The 16,267-nt window shown below is 70.7% G+C and carries 12 protein-coding genes; 7 read left to right on the plus strand and 5 right to left on the minus strand.

The annotated features are described in order from the left end of the window. Window positions 1-43: 43 nt before the first annotated feature. Complete coding sequence (locus BN1701_RS11290) at window positions 44-973, plus strand: sensor histidine kinase (RefSeq protein WP_054048101.1); 930 nt, start codon at window positions 44-46, stop codon at window positions 971-973. A gap of 147 nt (window positions 974-1,120) precedes the next feature. Here BN1701_RS11290 and BN1701_RS11295 read toward each other — a convergent pair whose 3' ends face one another. From BN1701_RS11295 to BN1701_RS11310, 4 genes are all read right to left on the minus strand, one after another. After that, entirely contained in the window at window positions 1,121-1,855 is a 735-nt protein-coding gene (locus BN1701_RS11295) for an enoyl-CoA hydratase/isomerase family protein (RefSeq protein WP_054048103.1), read from the minus strand. After that, window positions 1,852-3,198 carry a hypothetical protein gene (locus tag BN1701_RS11300; protein WP_054048105.1) on the minus strand — a complete coding sequence of 449 codons (1,347 nt, stop codon included), beginning with the start codon at window positions 3,196-3,198 and terminating at the stop codon, window positions 1,852-1,854. The genes BN1701_RS11295 and BN1701_RS11300 overlap by 4 nt, the downstream gene beginning before the upstream one ends. Further along, window positions 3,195-4,634: a hypothetical protein gene (locus tag BN1701_RS11305; protein WP_054048107.1), complete on the minus strand. Its 1,440-nt coding sequence runs from the start codon at window positions 4,632-4,634 to the stop codon at window positions 3,195-3,197. The genes BN1701_RS11300 and BN1701_RS11305 overlap by 4 nt, the downstream gene beginning before the upstream one ends. 76 nt (window positions 4,635-4,710) lie before the next feature. Next, entirely contained in the window at window positions 4,711-6,765 is a 2,055-nt protein-coding gene (locus BN1701_RS11310; RefSeq protein WP_054048109.1) for a CHAT domain-containing protein, read from the minus strand. A gap of 148 nt (window positions 6,766-6,913) precedes the next feature. Between BN1701_RS11310 and BN1701_RS11315 the strand changes: the two genes are divergently transcribed. Beyond that, window positions 6,914-7,300, plus strand: coding sequence for a hypothetical protein (locus tag BN1701_RS11315; RefSeq protein ID WP_082859783.1), 387 nt, complete (start codon window positions 6,914-6,916; stop codon window positions 7,298-7,300). Here the strand turns inward: BN1701_RS11315 and hrpA are convergent. Continuing rightward, a complete protein-coding gene (gene hrpA, locus BN1701_RS11320) occupies window positions 7,269-11,180 on the minus strand; it encodes an ATP-dependent RNA helicase HrpA (protein ID WP_054048113.1) in 3,912 nt (1,303 codons plus the stop codon). The genes BN1701_RS11315 and hrpA overlap by 32 nt on opposite strands. A 177-nt stretch (window positions 11,181-11,357) precedes the next feature. On the opposite strand from hrpA, the gene BN1701_RS11325 reads away from it, so the two are divergent. From BN1701_RS11325 to BN1701_RS11345, 5 genes are all read left to right on the plus strand, one after another. Continuing rightward, entirely contained in the window at window positions 11,358-12,044 is a 687-nt protein-coding gene (locus BN1701_RS11325) for a response regulator transcription factor (RefSeq protein ID WP_157367918.1), read from the plus strand. Beyond that, the gene (locus BN1701_RS11330; protein WP_054048117.1) at window positions 12,041-13,081 is read left to right on the plus strand and encodes an ATP-binding protein; all 1,041 of its coding nucleotides are present in this window, start codon (window positions 12,041-12,043) and stop codon (window positions 13,079-13,081) included. Before BN1701_RS11325 ends, BN1701_RS11330 begins: the two co-directional genes overlap by 4 nt. A 171-nt stretch (window positions 13,082-13,252) precedes the next feature. Next, window positions 13,253-14,731 carry a DUF4153 domain-containing protein gene (locus BN1701_RS11335; RefSeq protein WP_067521165.1) on the plus strand — a complete coding sequence of 493 codons (1,479 nt, stop codon included), beginning with the start codon at window positions 13,253-13,255 and terminating at the stop codon, window positions 14,729-14,731. A gap of 46 nt (window positions 14,732-14,777) precedes the next feature. Then, window positions 14,778-15,431: a heme oxygenase (biliverdin-producing) gene (locus BN1701_RS11340; protein WP_054048122.1), complete on the plus strand. Its 654-nt coding sequence runs from the start codon at window positions 14,778-14,780 to the stop codon at window positions 15,429-15,431. A gap of 72 nt (window positions 15,432-15,503) precedes the next feature. Then, window positions 15,504-15,926 (plus strand): DUF6319 family protein, encoded by a 423-nt coding sequence (locus tag BN1701_RS11345; protein WP_054048124.1) that lies wholly within the window; start codon window positions 15,504-15,506, stop codon window positions 15,924-15,926. Window positions 15,927-16,267 lie beyond the last annotated feature (341 nt).

Genomic DNA, 16,267 nt, shown 5'->3' on the forward strand with positions numbered 1-16,267 from the left:
TTCAGGATGACGCCCCGACCTGCCCGAGGACGTGAGCTTTCGCATGGACACATCGGCGAGCGCACCGGAGTTCGTGCACGAGGCCCTCGTCTACCGCGACGAATCGGGTTTCCTCGCGGGCACCGTCGACTTCCTCCGGGAAGGCGTGCGCGCCGGTGAGCCCGTGTTCGCCTTGCTGTCGCCCGACCGCTTCGACCGCGTGCGCGCCGGTCTGGGCGCCGACGCGGGCGCCGTGACCTACCTCGACCTGCGCGAGATCGGCCGCAACCCCGCCCGGATCATCCCGGCCATCCGCGGCCTGGCAGGCTCCGGCCCGTCGCGCGGTGTCGGCGAGCCGGTGCACTCCGGCCGCAGCGACGCGGCGAACATCGAGGCCCAGCTGCACGACGCCCTGGTCAACGCTGCCTTCGACGGCACGCCGCTGCGACTGCGTTGCTCCATCGACGCCAGGATGCCCGCCGCCGCGCTCGACGCGAGCGCCGCGAACCACCCCGTGATCGTGACCAACGGGACCGTGAGCCCCAGCGCCGGATTCGACCCGAAGTCGGCGCAGGTCGAGTTCAGCGCGGACCTGCCCGCCCCGGACGCGGTCTCCGACATCGCCCACTTCGCCCTCGACGACCTGCCCGAGCTGCGCGACCTGGTCACCGTGCGGGCAGGCGGGTTCGGGCTCAGCCGGGCCAAGGCGCTCGACCTGACCCTGGCGACCAACGAGATCGTCACCAACAGCATCTGCCACGGCGGCGAACGCGGCACGCTGCGGGTCTGGGCGGACGGCGACGCGGTGGTGTGCGAGATCAGCGACAGCGGCCACATCGTCGACCCGATGGTCGGCCGGACCGTGCCGCTGCCCTCGGTCCCTGGCGGGCGCGGGGTGTGGCTGGCCAACCAGCTCTGCGACCTGGTCCAGATCCGCTCGTCGGCCACCGGGACCGTCGTCCGCCTGCACATGTCCGCCTCCCCGGAATTCTAAGAATTGGTCGCCTACCGGAGGACCGGTGCGGATTGTGGGTAGCCGTGGTCAGGTTCCGTCACGGTGCCCCTTAGGTGCGGTTGCGAGAACCGGTGGCTGGACTTTCGAGGGCGATCTCGTGCAGTGCGTCCAGGTTCGCCGCCGAGATCATCTACTAGCGAGCGCGTCCAGGTACGACCGGATGGCGGCCAACGCGTCCGGCGCCTGCCACAGCGCGGTCACACGTGGATCGTCGGTGGCGCGGGTGGCCTCGATCCGGGTCCGGGCGGGCCGATGCAGCTGTTCCTTGGTCAGCGCGAACGCCGCCGCCGGGACCTTGGCCAGCTCGCTTGCGCGGGCCAGCGCGGTGGGCAGCAGGTCGTCGGCCGCCACGACCTCGTCGGCGAGACCGACCAGCAGCGCGTCCGCGGGCTCCAGCACCACGGCGGTGTTGACCAGCCGCGCGGCGTGCCGCTCGGTGGCGTGTCGGACGATCTCCAATGCCGCCACCGGGAACGGGACGCCGACCAGCAGCTCGGTCAGCCCGATCCGGCCGCCGGACATCACCCGGTAGTCGGCCGCCGCGGCCAGCACCGCGCCGCCCGCGATCGCCGGACCGCCGACGGCGGCCACGACCGGGCGCGGGCAGTCGAAGACGGCCAGGAACGCCTTGCTCAGCGCGGGGAGGAAGGCCGCCACATACTCCGCTCCCCCGTCGACCACCCGGCGCAGGTCCACCCCGGCCGAGAACGCCCGACCGGCCCCGGCGAGGACGATCGCGTCGGCCGCCAGCGAGCTCACGGTGCGGCTGATCGCGTCGCAGAGTTCGAGGTCGAGCGCGTTGACCTTGCCGTGGTCGAGGCGCACTACCGCGAGGTCGCCGTGGGGTTCGACGAAGATCATGGGCCCTTCCCGGCCCCCAGCCGCACGGCCGGGTCACCGAGAACAATGTAATTGCGGGCGTCGGTGTTGGCTGTCCACAGCGCCGCGAGGGCCTGGTCGTCGATCTTGCGTCCGGTGCGGCGCAACTCGTCGACTCTGGTGACCAGTTCGGTCGCGATCGCCGCGTAGCGCTGGTTCAGATACTCCATCGCCGAGCCGAGCCGCTGTCCGGCGACCATGGCGCGCAGCGTGCTGGCCATGGCACCGATCTGCGGGTCCATCCCCTGCCATAGGAACGAGCAGCTCCACACCCGGTCCACATGCCCGACAAAGGCCAGCGCGCCCGCGGCCAGCAACCGCTGCGGCAGCCGGGCAACGAAAGCGCGGCCCGCGTCGTGCCCATTGGGGAACTCGGCCGCCGCCGGTGTCCCGGCGCCGTAGCAGGCAAAGGAGAACACGATGTCGGGCGTCGGCGGACCGACGACGTCGGCGCCCGCGAAGTAGTAGTCGGTGCTCAGCGGCGCGGCGGCCATCGGGCCGGGCCAGTCCTGGCACAGCAGCGCGCCCTGGATCTCGCGCATGTTCGGCTTGGCCGACCCGACGCCATGCGAGGCGGTGAACAGCACGCGCCCCGGGTGCGGTTCGGTGAGCAGCGCGGCCAGCCGTGTCTTGGTCGCCTGCTCCGCCACATCAGCGGCGACGGTGACTCCGTGGTCGGTCAGTTCCTTGTGCAGCGGCGCGATGAGCTGGGCCGCGCTCAGCGTCGTCGCCCGGTCGTCGGGGTTGCGCACGCCGAACAAGTGGATCCCTGGCGGCAACGGTTCGGCTTCCTCAGCCACGACCACCGCGGCGGCGTAGGCGGCGTACTCGTCGAGCGTGTCGAAGTGCAGGCGGCCCACCGCGTACTGGACGTCGAGCTGGTACTGCAGGCTGAACGGCAACTCGGCCGGGTCACCCGCGAACAGCAGGTAGTACGGGATCTTGGTGGGCTCTGCCGGTCCGGGCGCGGCCCCATGCCGACGAAGGAACGCGCCGTCGTCGTCACCCGGCTCGACCACCAACTCCCGATACAGCGCGCCCGCCTGGGATTTGCGCCGGTCGAGCAACGGACGAAGCGCGTCCAGCACGGGACTGGCCGGTGTCGTCACGACCGCCCACCCGACCGAGGCCAAGTCCTCCGGGTCGAACCCGAACATCACCCCGAACGTCGGCTCCCGCTGCTGGTCACGCTTGCGCAGCGCCCGGACGTGGCGTTCCTCTGGCCGCTCGCCCCGCGCGACCGCCGCCACCGTCTCGACCGTGTCACCGGGGAAGAGGTATCCCCCGGTGTCCGCGTCGACACCGTTGACCGGAAGCTCGGTCATGTCAGCACGACCAACAGGACGGCGAGCACCACGATCACCACGGCCTCGGCGGCGGCGAGCAGCGCCAGTCTGTTGGTCACGCCGCGGGCGTCGGCCAGGCCCGCCTCGTCGCGGGAGCGGACCAGGAACTCGCGCTCCAGGTCGGCCAACCCCGCCGCGGCGGGCTGCGGCGCGCGGCGCAGGGCGTCGCCGGTGAGCAGGAACGCGCGCTGGCGCTGGTTGCGGCGCCACTCGTAGGCGGCGACCTGCCACGGGTCGAGCGTGGCGTGCCGCCACGACTGGTTGGCGTCGAGCACGGCGTTGATCAGCCGGTCGTGCGCCAGCTCGTACCAGGTGGTGCCCGCCCGGCTGTCGATGCGGATCAGGTAGGCGTCCTCCAGCGCGTCGAGCACCCGCGCGCCCAACTCGCCCGGCACCGGAGAGCGCGTGGTCTGGGCGCGGAAGCGGCGCGCGGTGATCAGGTCGCGTTCGAACCAGTCCCGCACGATGCGCTGCGACACGCCGAGTTCGCGCTCCAACTCGGTCAGCGCGTGGCTGTAGTAGCGGCTCAGCGCGCGGTCGATGTCGACCAGGTCGACGTCGGCCATGCCGATCTCGCGGAAGCTCTCCCCCGCCCGCGCCGAAGCGACCCGCCACAGCGTGCGGCACACGACCTGGAGCTGGAACGGCTCGACGTAAGGGGATCTGAGCCAGTCGTCCCCGCCGCCCGGCCGGTCGACCCTGGCCCTGGCGAGCCGGTCGACCAGCGACTCGGCCGCACCGTCGACAAAGGACACCCGTTGTTCGCCCGCCGGGGTGCGCACGGCGGCCAGGGCCTCGCCGTGGTCGAGGAAGTCGAGCCGGTACCGGGCGCGCAGCCTGCCCGGCAGGAACCGCAGGTACTTGTCCAGGCCGCCCATGTAGTCCTCGCGGACGGCCAGCAGCGCCCACAGGGTGCCGTCGGCCAGGGCGGCGCCGAGCTGGCGGAAGAACTCCTCTTTGGCCGGACCGTCGGTCGGATCCAGCGCCAGGACCTCTTCGAGCTGGTCGAGGACCAGGACGCGGGCGGCGCCGTCGAGCAGCGGCGGTTCCATCCGCTCGACGATCTCGGCCAAGGTCAGCTCGGCCAGGCCTGGGGTCTCGGCGCCGAGCAGGTCGACCCCGACACTGTGGACATACCGGTTGCCGCTCGCGGTCGGCTGCTTGTCCACGCGAGCGGGCGGGGTCGGCACGAAACCGTCCGAGCGCAGCATCCTGGCCACCGCCGCCTGGATGAGGGAGGTCTTGCCTGCCCCCGACGGCGCGTGCAGCAGCACCACCCGCTCGGCGATGACCAGGTCGGCCACCTCGCGGGCGGCCTGCTGCCGGTTGGGCAGCCGCTCGTCGCGGCGGAACGCGCGCGGCCCGACATAGGGATTGGCCGCGGGCAGCACGATCGGCGCGGTGTCGGCGCTCATGGCGCCCCCTCCTCGTCGGCCCGCGGCTCGCACGAGAAGTCACGAGCGGCTGACCAGCTCTGCACCGTGTCGGCGCTCATGGCGCACCCGCCGCGTTGGCCCGCAGCTCGCTGAGGAAGTCGCGGGTGGCGGCCCAGAACAGGCTCACCCGGTCCTCACCGAAGTAGGACTCCAGGTAGCGCTGGGCCGCCTCGGGCTCGATGGTCTGGCTCTCGGGCCGGACCTGGACACCGACATGGGAGTTGGCGCGCAGCCGCGAGCTGCCGCCGAAGCTCTTGATGCCCTGGAAGACCACCCGGAAATCCCAGTCGTCGAGCCGGTAGCCCAGGAACATCAGCGAGTTCTTCATCAGCGAGGCCGACACCGCGGGCGGGATGGACGGGCGCTGGTCGATCCACGCGGTCAGCCACTCGAAGTGGTCGTCCTCGGTGAGCACCACCGAGTCTGGGTTGTCGAGCCTGCCGAACAGGTGGTAGACCCACGGCTTGACCACCGTCGGCGGTTCCAGGGTGCGCGGGTCGACCTGCTCGACCGAGTCGTTCCAGGGGAAACACAGCGTGGTCGGCGTCTTGGGCTGGTCGTTGGCGCGCAACGCCTGCTGGAGCAGGTCGGTCCAGCCGGTGGTGACGTAGACCTTGACCGGCAGGGTCGCGGCGGCCCGGTAGGGCTCGTCGGGATCGCTCTCGCGCAGCAGCCTGCCCAACTCCAGGATCACCGGCTCCGGCTCCGCGGCGTCGAGCAGGTGCTGCGGAACCTGGGCGATCAGGTCGGCGGGATCGGCGCGGCGCCTGCGGTCGCGCAGATCACTCATCAGATAGTCGATCAGGAACGCGCGCACCTCGCCGGGCGATCGGCCCACCCTCAGATACTGGGCGACCTGCGCGAAGTTCCCCCGCCCCGCGGGCGCGATGGGCATCTGCCAGCGCCGCGCCCAGCGACGGGCGATCTCGATGCGCGAGCCGACGATGCCGTCGGCGAACCCTGGGCCCAGAACGGGGGTGAACCGGCCGGTCCGCATCATCAGCGCCAGCGAACCCCACGTCTCGCCGCCGACCTCGGTGCGGTAATAGGTGCGGCCGGACCGCAGCCGGGAGAACAGCACCGGCACCCACCAGTCGGGCCGGTCGCGGATGCCGCTCCTGGCCACCGCCGCGGCCCGGTCGACCACCCCGTCGTCGGCGAACTCGGCGAAGAACCGCTCGGCGAAGGTCTGCGCGCTCGACATCGTCACGTCGCCCTGCATCGCCACCACCGCCGCGATCCCGGCCGCCGCCAACCGCGGCCCGAGGGCGGCCAGCGCGCCATGGTCGGTAGACGCCGTCCCCGCCGACCGGCACGACATGAGCATGGCCAGCGTCGGTTTCCGCTCCAGATGCTGGAAAGCCTCGACCAGCCTGCGCGCGTCGACCGGATCGGCCTTGCCGTCCGCGGTCTCCAGGAAGAGCAGCGGGACATCGTCGGTGAGCGCGCCGTGGGCCACCAGGTACAGCACGTCGATCGGGTCGTCAGCGTCCTGCAGGCGCTCGACCACGGCGTTGAGACTGGCGTTGGGCAGCACCTCGGTGCGGTACCCCGCCAGTGCCTTCTTCGCCCGGTCGCACTCCCCCTTGCGATCCACCGGCGCCAACTCACGCCCCCCTGGCGCGTACTCGGCGAGGTCGGACGGCGCCGCGATGACCGCGAGCGCGACCGGGTCGCCCGCTTTGCGAACCGGGACGGGCCGCCAATCGGAGCCGGACAGATAGCGGGAGAACAGGACGGTGGAATTCGTGGCAATGGGCAACCCGGTCACCGGGTCGCGCAGCAGTTCCCAGCGGATCGCGTGGAACCGGCTGGGCCCGTCAATGTGCAATCGGACGTGGATCGGCGCGGTGTGCGCGGCGGCCATCGCCTTTTCGTAGAAACGCGAGATCTCGGCACTGCCGAACACCATCCGCGACAACGCCTCGGCGTAGGCGTCCTCGTCATCGAGGAGTTCGAGCAGCGCGGGGAGATCGAGACGCAGCAGGTCAGAGGGATGTTCCGGCCAGTCGACCGTGTCCACCCCAGTGAACCGCAGGCTCACATCGAACGCGTCCTGCGCCTTGTCGTACACAAGGCCGAATTCCAGGTCGGCATACTCGCCAGCCACGAACGGTCACCTCCGTCCCTGCATGGAAGAGGCGTGCACCCGCGTTTCAGATACTGAAATAGTAAGATTCCCAGGACGCGCGTTGTCACGCAAGAGTGATCGGCGGTCGCTCATCCGTGAACGGCCCTGAGGTCGTACGATCGGAGCCGTGACACATGAACCACTCGAACCCCGCGTAACCGCCTTGGAGCGCGAGGCCGCCAGTACCCGAGAGATCGCCGAAGACGCCCACGCCGACGCGGCCGTCGCCCGCGCCTTGGCAAGCGCCGCCAGCAGAGAGGTGGGAGAGGTGCACGAACATCTGCGGGCCCACACGAAGGTCCTCAACGCCCTACGGGAGACCCAATTGGAACAAGGTCAGAAAATCGACAGGCTTCAAGCCGAGTTCTTCGGCTTCAAGAACGAGATGGTCGGCTTCGAGCGGGAGACCCGGGGAGGATTCGCCATGTTGGCGGCCGGGATGCAGCACATCACGATGCTGCTGACCCCGCCGGACGAGCGGTCTACGGGTTCAATGCCTGGATCGCCTTCATGATCCGCTTGTCCGAGATCGGGACCGGGCTGCCCAAGGTCTGGGCGAAGTAGCTCACCCGGAGTTCCTCGATCATCCACCCGACCGCTCGCGCCTCTTCGGAGTCACGGGCAGCGGGGCGCAACAGGTTCAGCGTCTCGTGGTAGGAGTCCTCTAGATCCTGCACGATGTGCATCCACGTCGTATCCCGGTCAGGCCGTTCCGGAAGCTTGTCCAGCCTGCGCTCGATCCCACGCAAATAGCGCTCTACATCGGACAGACGACTCATTCCTGTCAACGTGATGAAGCCGGCATGGATCAGCCCAGCCATCTGCTCTCGAATATCGGACAAAGCCTCAACGAAGATCGGTCCTGACGTCCGCGCCAGTCGTGTCTGCACGTCGTTCCACGCGACGACCACCTTGCGCACCGCGTCAAGTACGTCCATCGTCGTTTCCACCAAACCCAAGCGGACCGCCTCGCGCAGGCGGGTGAACCCGGCCTCATCCCAGGCTGGGCCGCCCGCCTGCGCGATCAAGTGATCGGCCGCGCAGTCGACACAGTCGGCCAACAGGGCCGGGACGCCGCCGTGCGGGTTGTGCGACAGGGCGAGTTTCGCCTGGTTGGACAGTGTCCGAACGACCTGCTTGACCGGCGACGGCACTCCAAGCAGTACCAGCCGCCGGGTCCCCAGCCACATCGCGTGGCGCTGGTCGGTGGCGGTGTCGAGCATCCGGACCGCGACCGTGTCGCCCTCGTCGATCAACGCCGGGTAGGCGGTCACGACGAGGCCGTTCTGCTCGGTGCGCTGGACCTTCGGCAGCGTGCCGATCGTCCACGCGGTCAGGCCGCGGCGTTCCAGGTCGACCGAAGCGGCGGCGAGGGACGCGCGCAGCCGGGACTTGAGCTGGTCCTTGAGCGCGGTCAGGTCCTTTCCGGTGGCCAGCGTCTTGTCGCCGTCGACGACCTGGAACGTGGTGCGCAGGTGCGCGGGGACGGCGTCGAGCTGCCAGGCGTCGCGCGGGATGGTCACGCCGGTCAGGTGTCGCAGTTCGCGGCCGATGGCGTCGGGCAGAGACTCCTCGTCGTCCTTCAACCGGGCCACCACGGCCCTCGCGACATCCGGGACGGGCACGAAGTTGCGCCGCAGCGGCTTGGGCAGCGACCGGATCAGCGCGGTGACGATCTCCTCCCGCAGCCCCGGCACCTGCAGCGCGAACCCGTCGCCGCTGAGCTGGTTGAGCACCGCGATCGGCACCTTGGCGGTGACGCCGTCGTCGCTGCGGCCGGGCTCGAACCGGTAGGTCAGCGGCAGCGACAGGCCCTGCTGTTGGAGCCGGTCGGGGAAGTCCTGCTCGGTGATGTTCTTGGCGGTCTCGTTGACCAGCATGGACTTCGAGTACGACAGCAGGTCCGGCTGCTCGTGCCGGGTCTTCTTCCACCACGTGTCGAAGTGCCGCCCGGACACCACCTCGGCCGGGATCCGCTGGTCGTAGAACTGGAACAGCGTCTCCTCGTCGACCAGGATGTCGCGCCTGCGGGCCCGGTGCTCCAGTTCCTCGACCTCGGCGAGCAGCTTGCGGTTGTCGTGGAAGAAATGGTGCCTGGTCTGCCAGTCGCCCTCGACCAAAGCGTTGCGGATGAACAGGTCGCGCGACATCTCCGGGTCGATCCGGCCGTACTGCACCTTGCGCGACACCACGATCGGCAGGCCGTAGAGGGTGACGCGCTCGGTGGCCACCACCGAGCCCTGCTTGGCCTCCCAGTGCGGCTCGCTGTAGGTGCGCTTGAGCAGGTGCTCGGCCAGCGGCTCGACCCACTCCGGCTCGATCCGGGCGGCGATGCGGCCCCACAGCCGCGAGGTCTCGACCAGCTCCGCGGCCATCACCCACCGCGGCGGCTTCTTCGCCAGCGCCGAGCCGGGGAAGATCGCGAACTTGGCGTTGCGGGCGCCGACGAACTCCCGGCCGGGCTCCTTCGCCGCCGGGTCGCGGAACCCGATGTGCGACAGCAGACCTGCCAGCAGCGCGACGTGGACGTTGCGCGGGTCAGCCTTGGTGTCGTTGGGCGTGATGCCGAGCTGGCGCACCACCTGCCGCAGCTGGCTGTGGATGTCCTGCCACTCGCGCACCCGCAGATAGTTCAGGAACTCCGCCTTGCACTGCCTGCGGAACCGGTTGCCCGATATCTCCCTCTGCTGCTCACGCAGGTGGTCCCACAGCGCGAGGAAGGTCAGAAAGTCGGAGTCCGGGTCGGCGAAGCGGGCGTGCATCTGTTGCGCCGCCTGCTGTTTGTCCTGCGGCCGCTCCCGCGGGTCCTGAATGGACAGCGCGGCGGCGATGACCATGACCTCGCTGACACAGCCGCCCTTGTCCGCCTCGATGACCATGCGGGCCAGCCGGGGGTCGACGGGCAACTGGGCGAGCTTGCGGCCCAGCGGTGTCAGCCGCTTGGCGGTGTCGGCCTCGGTCGGGTCGAGCGCGCCGAGTTCGTGCAGCAGGTTGACGCCGTCGGCGATGTGGCGCTTGTCCGGCGGCTCGATGAACGGGAAGTCGGCCATGTCGCCGAGGTCGGCAGCGGCCATCTGCAGGATGACCGACGCCAGGTTCGTCCGCAGGATCTCCGGATCGGTGAACTCCGGCCGGGCGAGGAAGTCGTCCTCGCTGTAGAGCCGGACGCAGATGCCGTCGCTGGTTCGGCCGCAGCGGCCCTTGCGCTGGTTGGCCGAGGCCTGCGACACCGGCTCGATCGGCAGCCGCTGCACCTTGAGGCGGTTGCTGTAGCGGGAGATGCGCGCGGTGCCGGGGTCGATGACGTACTTGATGCCAGGAACGGTCAGCGACGTCTCGGCGACGTTGGTCGAAAGCACGACCCGGCGCATGGAGTGCTTCTGGAACACGCGGTGCTGCTCGGCGCTCGACAAGCGCGCGTACAGGGGCAGGATCTCGGTGTTCCTGAGGTTGCGCGCGGTCAGCGCGTCGGCGGTGTCGCGGATCTCCCGCTCGCCGGAGAGGAACACCAGGATGTCGCCCGGCCCCTCGGCACACAGCTCGTCGACGGCGTCGAGGACGCCTTGGGTCTGGTCGCGGTCCGGGTCGGCGTCGGGGTCCTCCGGGTCGACCAACGGGCGATAGCGCACCTCCACGGGATAGGTGCGGCCGGAGACCTCGATGATCGGGGCGTCGTCGAAGTGCCGGGAGAAGCGTTCCGGGTCGATGGTCGCCGAGGTGATGATGACCTTGAGATCCGGGCGGTTGGGCAGCAGCCGGGAGAGATAGCCGAGCAGGAAGTCGATGTTGAGGCTGCGTTCGTGCGCCTCGTCGATGATCAGCGTGTCGTACTGGGTGAGCATCCGGTCGTTCTGGATCTCGGCGAGCAGGATGCCGTCGGTCATCACCTTGACCAGCGTGCGCTCGCCCACCTGGTCGGTGAACCGGACCTTCCAGCCGACCGTCTCCCCCAGCGGCGTCCCGACCTCCTCGGCGACCCGCTCGGCCACCGTCCGCGCGGCGAGCCTGCGCGGCTGGGTGTGGCCGACCATGCCGGTGATCCCGCGGCCGAGTTCGAGGCAGATCTTGGGCAGCTGGGTGGTCTTGCCCGACCCGGTCTCCCCCGCCACGATCACGACCTGGTTGTCGCGGATCGCTTCGAGGATGTCGGCCCGCCGCTGGCTGATCGGCAGTTCCTCGGGGTACTTCAGCTTGGGCACCGAGGCCCGCCGCAGCTCGACCCGCCGCACCGCCGTGTCCACCTCGGCGGCGATCTTGGCCAGCGTGGCCCCGCGTTTGCCCTGGTCACGGACCCCGCGCAGGCTGTCGAGCCGACGCCGAAGTCTGCGCTGGTCGCGCAGCATGAGCTCAGACATACGGTCGCGCAGGTCGGCGACGGAAACGGCGGCGGTCATCGAGGCACCAGCCTAGGCAATGGCGCGAGCGGGTTTCACCCGGTTATCCGATTGCCCTCACTCTGGCCAAGGCGGACGTGCCCAACCCGGCCGCCCCGACCGAATGATCCGCCGCCTCCACAGAACGTTCACATCGCCCGCCCCCGCCGCCCACAGGCAGTGCTTAGAGTCTTGGCCATGGGGAACAGGCGCCGGGTGCTGGTGGTCGAGGACGAGCTGACCATCGCCGAGTCCGTGGCGGCCCGATTGCGGGCCGAGGGGTTCGACGTCGACCTCGCCCACGATGGCCCGCAGGGGGTGGCCATCGCGGCGCGGACGAAGCCGGATCTGGTGGTGCTCGACATCATGCTGCCCGGGTTCGACGGCTTGGAGGTGTGCCGTCGGATCCAGGCCGAGCGCCCGGTGCCGATCCTCATGCTCACCGCCCGCGACGACGAGACCGACCTGCTCGTCGGGCTGGCGGTGGGCGCCGACGACTACATGACCAAGCCGTTCTCGATCCGCGAGCTCGCCGCGAGGGTGCACGCGCTGCTCCGGCGGATCGACCGGGCGGGCCAGGTCGAGCCAGAGGCCGCCGCGATCGTCGTCGGCGACCTGGAGGTCGACCCGGTGGAGCGCCGGGTGCGACGGGCGGGCGTCGAGGCGCACCTCACCCCGATCGAGTTCGACCTGATCGCCCACCTGGCCGCCCGCCCGCGCGCGGTGCACCCGCGCGAGCGGCTGCTGGCCGAGATCTGGGGCTGGGGCGACGCGGCCGGGACGCGGACCGTCGACAGCCACGTCAAAGCGCTGCGCCGCAAGCTCGGCGCCGACCTGATCCGCACCGTGCACGGCGTCGGCTACGCGCTGGAGGTGCCCAAGTGAGCCTGCGCGAACGCGGGGCGGCGCTGCTCGAACTGCTCCCCCGGCCGCTGGACCCGGTGCGGTCGATCAAGGTCAAACTCGGCATCCTGCTGATCGCGTCCGGCGCCACCGCGCTGGCCTACTTCTGGTACATGATCGGCTGGCTGCCCACCGTCACCTCGATCACCGCGATCACCGGCGCCCTGGTCACCTCCCAGATCCTCGCCCACGGCATGACCCGCCCGCTGCGGGAGATGACCGCCGCGGCCCGCGCGATGGCCCATGGCGACTACTCCCGCCGGGTCCGGGTCACCGCCCGCGACGAGGTCGGCGAACTCGGCCGCGCGTTCAACCAGATGAGCGCCGACCTGGAGGCCGCCGACCGGCAGCGCCGCGAGCTGATCGCCAACGTCTCCCACGAACTGCGCACCCCGATCGCGGCCCTGCAGGCGGTCCTGGAGAACGTCGTCGACGGGGTCAGCGCGGCCGACCCTGGGACCATGCGCACCGCCCTGGCCCAGGCCGAGCGGCTGGGCAGGCTCGTCGCCGAACTGCTCGACCTGTCTCGCATCGACGCGGGCGCCCACACGCTGGCCAGGGAAAGCGTCGAGATCGCGCCGCTGCTGGCCGAGGTGGTCGCCGAGGCCGAGGTCAACGCGGTCGCGGCGGGCCGGGCGGTCCGATTCGCCACCTCGGTCGCCCCCGCGGCCGCGACCGTCTCGGCCGACCGGGAGCGCCTGCACCAGGTCCTGGTCAACTTGCTCGACAACGCCGTGCGACACGGGCCCGCGGGCGGTGAGGTCCGGGTGATCGCCGCGGCCACCTCGCGCGGGCTGACGCTGGAGGTCCGCGACCAGGGCCCCGGCATCGACCCCGCCGAGCGCGACCTGGTCTTCCGCCGCTTCACCCGCGGCGAACGGGCCACCGGCGGCGGCACCGGACTCGGCCTGGCCATCGCCCGCTGGGTGGTGGAACTGCACGGCGGGACCATCGCCGTGGTCGACCCGGCGCCGCCATCCCGCACGGGCTGTCGCATCCGCATCACGCTGCCCGCCTGACCACCCCACACCGCACCGGGACCGGGTCGTCCCGCGATCAACCCTGCCCAGAATCTGGAGACAGCCATGCCCGAAACACCCCAGTCGGACGACACAACCACTCAGGTCGACACGCCACCCGCCGAGCCGACCGCCACCGGAGTCCTCGAAACGAGCATTCCGGTACCACCCATGAGTCCGATGCCGGTGCTCACCATTCCCCTCAAACCCACTTTCTTCGACACCTACTGGCCCGCGAGATCACCACGGGCCCCACGTGTCGCGCTGCTGGCGACGGGTGGCGCGGCTGTCGCCGCCGCGTCCACGGTCCCGCTGGACAAGCCCGGGATCGGGTGGTTCGCCGCGGCCGTCGCCATCGCGGTGGCGCTGGTCGTGGTCGCGGGACAGACGCCGGGGCGGCTGCGGGTCGGCTGGCTCGTGGCCGGGCTGGCCCTGATGGCCGTCGGCGGCGTCAGGGCGTCGGAGTGGCTGTTCGTCCTGTGCGTGATGACGGCCTGCGGCGCGGCTTCGCTGGCGGTGACCGGCGGCCGATCGGTGCGCGCGCTCGCCTTCGGTGTGGTCGCGGTCGGGATCGCGGCGTTCCGGGCGCTGCCGTGGGCCGCGTCCGGGCTGCGCACGCTGCGCCGCGGGTCCGACTCGCCGCGCATCGGGCGGTCGGTACTGATCGCGGTCGCCCTGTTCGCACTGTTCGGGTCGCTGCTGGCGGGCGCCGACGAGGGCTTCGGCAACCTGCTCGGCGGCCTGCTCCCCGACCTGGACGGGGACCGGGTCACCGAGTGGATCTTCCTGTTCACCGCGGCCACGTTCGCCGTGCTCGGCGCGGTCTTCGTGCTCGCCAACCCCGCCACAGTCGACGAGATGCCCGCATCCGCCCGCAAGCGGGTCAGCCTGGCCGAGTGGGCGCTGCCGGTCGGCGTGGTGGTCGCGCTGTTCACCGCGTTCGTCGGCGTCCAGCTCGCGGTGCTGTTCGGCGGCAGCGAGTACGTGCTGACCACCGCCGACCTCACCTACGCCCAGTACGCCCGCTCCGGCTTCTGGCAGCTGCTGGCCGTCACTCTGCTCACCCTGGTCGTCCTCGCCGTCGCCGCCAGGGTCGCCCCGACCGACACCGCGGCCGACCGGCTCTGGCTGCGGGCCCTGCTCGGCGCGCTGGCCGTGCTGACGCTGGTGATCGTGGTGTCGGCCATGGGGCGGCTGTGGACCTACCAGCAGACCTACGGCTTCACCGTGCTGCGCCTGCTCGTCGGCGTGTGCGAGATCTGGCTCGGGATCATCTACGTGCTGGTCCTGGTGGCCGGGGTGCGGCTGCGCGGGGCCTGGGTGCCCCAGGCGGTCGTGGGCACCGCGGTCGCCATGCTCATCGGCCTGGCCGCTCTCGACCCAGAGCGGTTCATCGCCGACCGCAACGTCGCCCGCTACGCCGAGACCGGCGACATCGACACCGTCTACCTGTCAATGCTCTCCGAGGACGTGGTCCCGGCGCTGGCCGAACTGCCCGAGCCGCTGCGGGCCTGCGCGCTGCGCGACTTCGACGGGACCGACGAGGACACCCCGATGACCTGGAATCTCAGCCGCGCCCAGGCCAGGACCATTCTCGCCACCATGCCCCGGATTGATCCGTACGGGTGTGGTTCGAGCGCATACCGGTGAGTCGAGTTAGCCTCGCCTAAGTAGGCACAGCGAAAGGTGGCCGTCGATGTCCGAGGAGATCCCGTTCTCGCAGGTCCTGCGGCAGGCGACGCGAGAAGGCCACGACCGGGCCCAGGAGTCGCCGTACATCGTGGCGCTCATCGCCGGCGACCTCAGCCGGGCCGGGTACACCGCGCTCGCCGCGCAGCACTACTTCATCTACGCGGCGATCGAGTCGGCCGCGGCGGCGATGCGCCGCGACCCGGTCGCGGGCCCGTTCGTGGTCGACACGCTGCACCGCGTGCCCGCGCTGACCGCCGACCTGGCCGCCCTGCTCGGCCCGGACTGGCAGACCCGGATCCAGCCCACCGCGGCCACCGAGGCCTATCGGGCCAGGGTCGCCGAGGTCGGGCACACCTCGGTCGGCTTCGTCGCCCACCACTACACCCGCTACCTCGGCGACATCGCGGGCGGCCAGGTCATCCGGGCCCGGCTGCGCACCCAGCACGGCATCACCGGCGCGGGCGCCCATTTCTACGATTTCGACGACTTGGGCCCCGCGCCGGTCTTCCGCGACCGCTACCGCCGCCTGCTCGACACCGCGCCGTGGACGGCCGAACAGCGCGCCGCCGTGATCGCCGAGTCACGGCTGGCCTTCGAGCTGAACACCGCGGTGTTCACCGACCTGGCCGACGACCTGGACAAGTTCCTAGTGGCGTGACCCCCGGCGATCACGAGGCACCGAACGGATGTTCTAATCTCCCCGATCGACCTGGCGACGGATAGGGAGTCGATGGTGTCCACGGAGACCGAAGCTGTGCCCGCAGAGCCCGAGACCGCAGCGGCCACCGAGTCCGCGGAGCAGGCGGAGGCGGCGGTCCCCGAGACCGCCGAGCCCGCCCCGAAGAAGGCTCGCGCCACGCGCGCGCCGAGCACGGCCAAGAAGACCCGCACGGTGGAGCTGACCCTCACCGTCACCGGCACCGCGGAAGGCGACTGGCAGGCCGAGCTGTCACAGGGCGGCAAGCGCGTCGTGCAGGGCCTGGCCATCCCGGCCGCCGCCGTCTCGCGCGCCGCCGCCGAACTGCACGAGGACATCTCGAAGGCCATCGAGGTCGTCATCGACACCGCCCGCGAAGCCCACCGCGCCCGGATGGCGGAGCTGGAAGCGGAACTGTCGAAGGTGAAGGCCGCCCTCGCGGAGCTGCAGGACTGAGCACCCCGATCGAGCAGCGCCCGCCGTGTCCCCACACGGCGGGCGCTGCTCGTTCCCCGGCCCGTCCAGACGTCATTAGGTCGCTCCCTTCCACGCGTCTTTGGCCTGGCCCGTCCGCGCATCTTTGACCTGGCCCGTCCAGGCCTCTTTGGTCTCTCGCGTCCCGTCTCGGGCTGACCACCCATCCCCTTCAACCGCACTCCGCCTCCCCGGGCCAGCTCTATCGGATATCTTGATAGTGGAATGCGGAAGAGGCATAGTTGGAAAAATGGAGTATGGGGGGCAAGGAGCGGGGCGCGGGCACTGGCGGGCGGGGCGGCTTCTACAGTGGGTGACGAAAC

It is taken from the genome of Alloactinosynnema sp. L-07 (assembly GCF_900070365.1).
Lineage (GTDB): Bacteria > Actinomycetota > Actinomycetes > Mycobacteriales > Pseudonocardiaceae > Actinokineospora.

Excerpts from the sequence above, each read along its gene's own strand:
- BN1701_RS11290 (WP_054048101.1), top strand. The coding sequence starts at position 44 with ATGGACACATCGGCGAGCGCACCGGAGTTCGTGCACGAGGCCCTCGTC.
- BN1701_RS11295 (WP_054048103.1), bottom strand. The coding sequence starts at position 1,855 with ATGATCTTCGTCGAACCCCACGGCGACCTCGCGGTAGTGCGCCTCGAC.
- BN1701_RS11300 (WP_054048105.1), bottom strand. The coding sequence starts at position 3,198 with ATGACCGAGCTTCCGGTCAACGGTGTCGACGCGGACACCGGGGGATAC.
- BN1701_RS11305 (WP_054048107.1), bottom strand. The coding sequence starts at position 4,634 with ATGAGCGCCGACACCGCGCCGATCGTGCTGCCCGCGGCCAATCCCTAT.
- hrpA (WP_054048113.1), bottom strand. The coding sequence starts at position 11,180 with ATGACCGCCGCCGTTTCCGTCGCCGACCTGCGCGACCGTATGTCTGAG.
- BN1701_RS11325 (WP_157367918.1), top strand. The coding sequence starts at position 11,358 with ATGGGGAACAGGCGCCGGGTGCTGGTGGTCGAGGACGAGCTGACCATC.
- BN1701_RS11335 (WP_067521165.1), top strand. The coding sequence starts at position 13,253 with ATGAGTCCGATGCCGGTGCTCACCATTCCCCTCAAACCCACTTTCTTC.
- BN1701_RS11340 (WP_054048122.1), top strand. The coding sequence starts at position 14,778 with ATGTCCGAGGAGATCCCGTTCTCGCAGGTCCTGCGGCAGGCGACGCGA.
- BN1701_RS11345 (WP_054048124.1), top strand. The coding sequence starts at position 15,504 with ATGGTGTCCACGGAGACCGAAGCTGTGCCCGCAGAGCCCGAGACCGCA.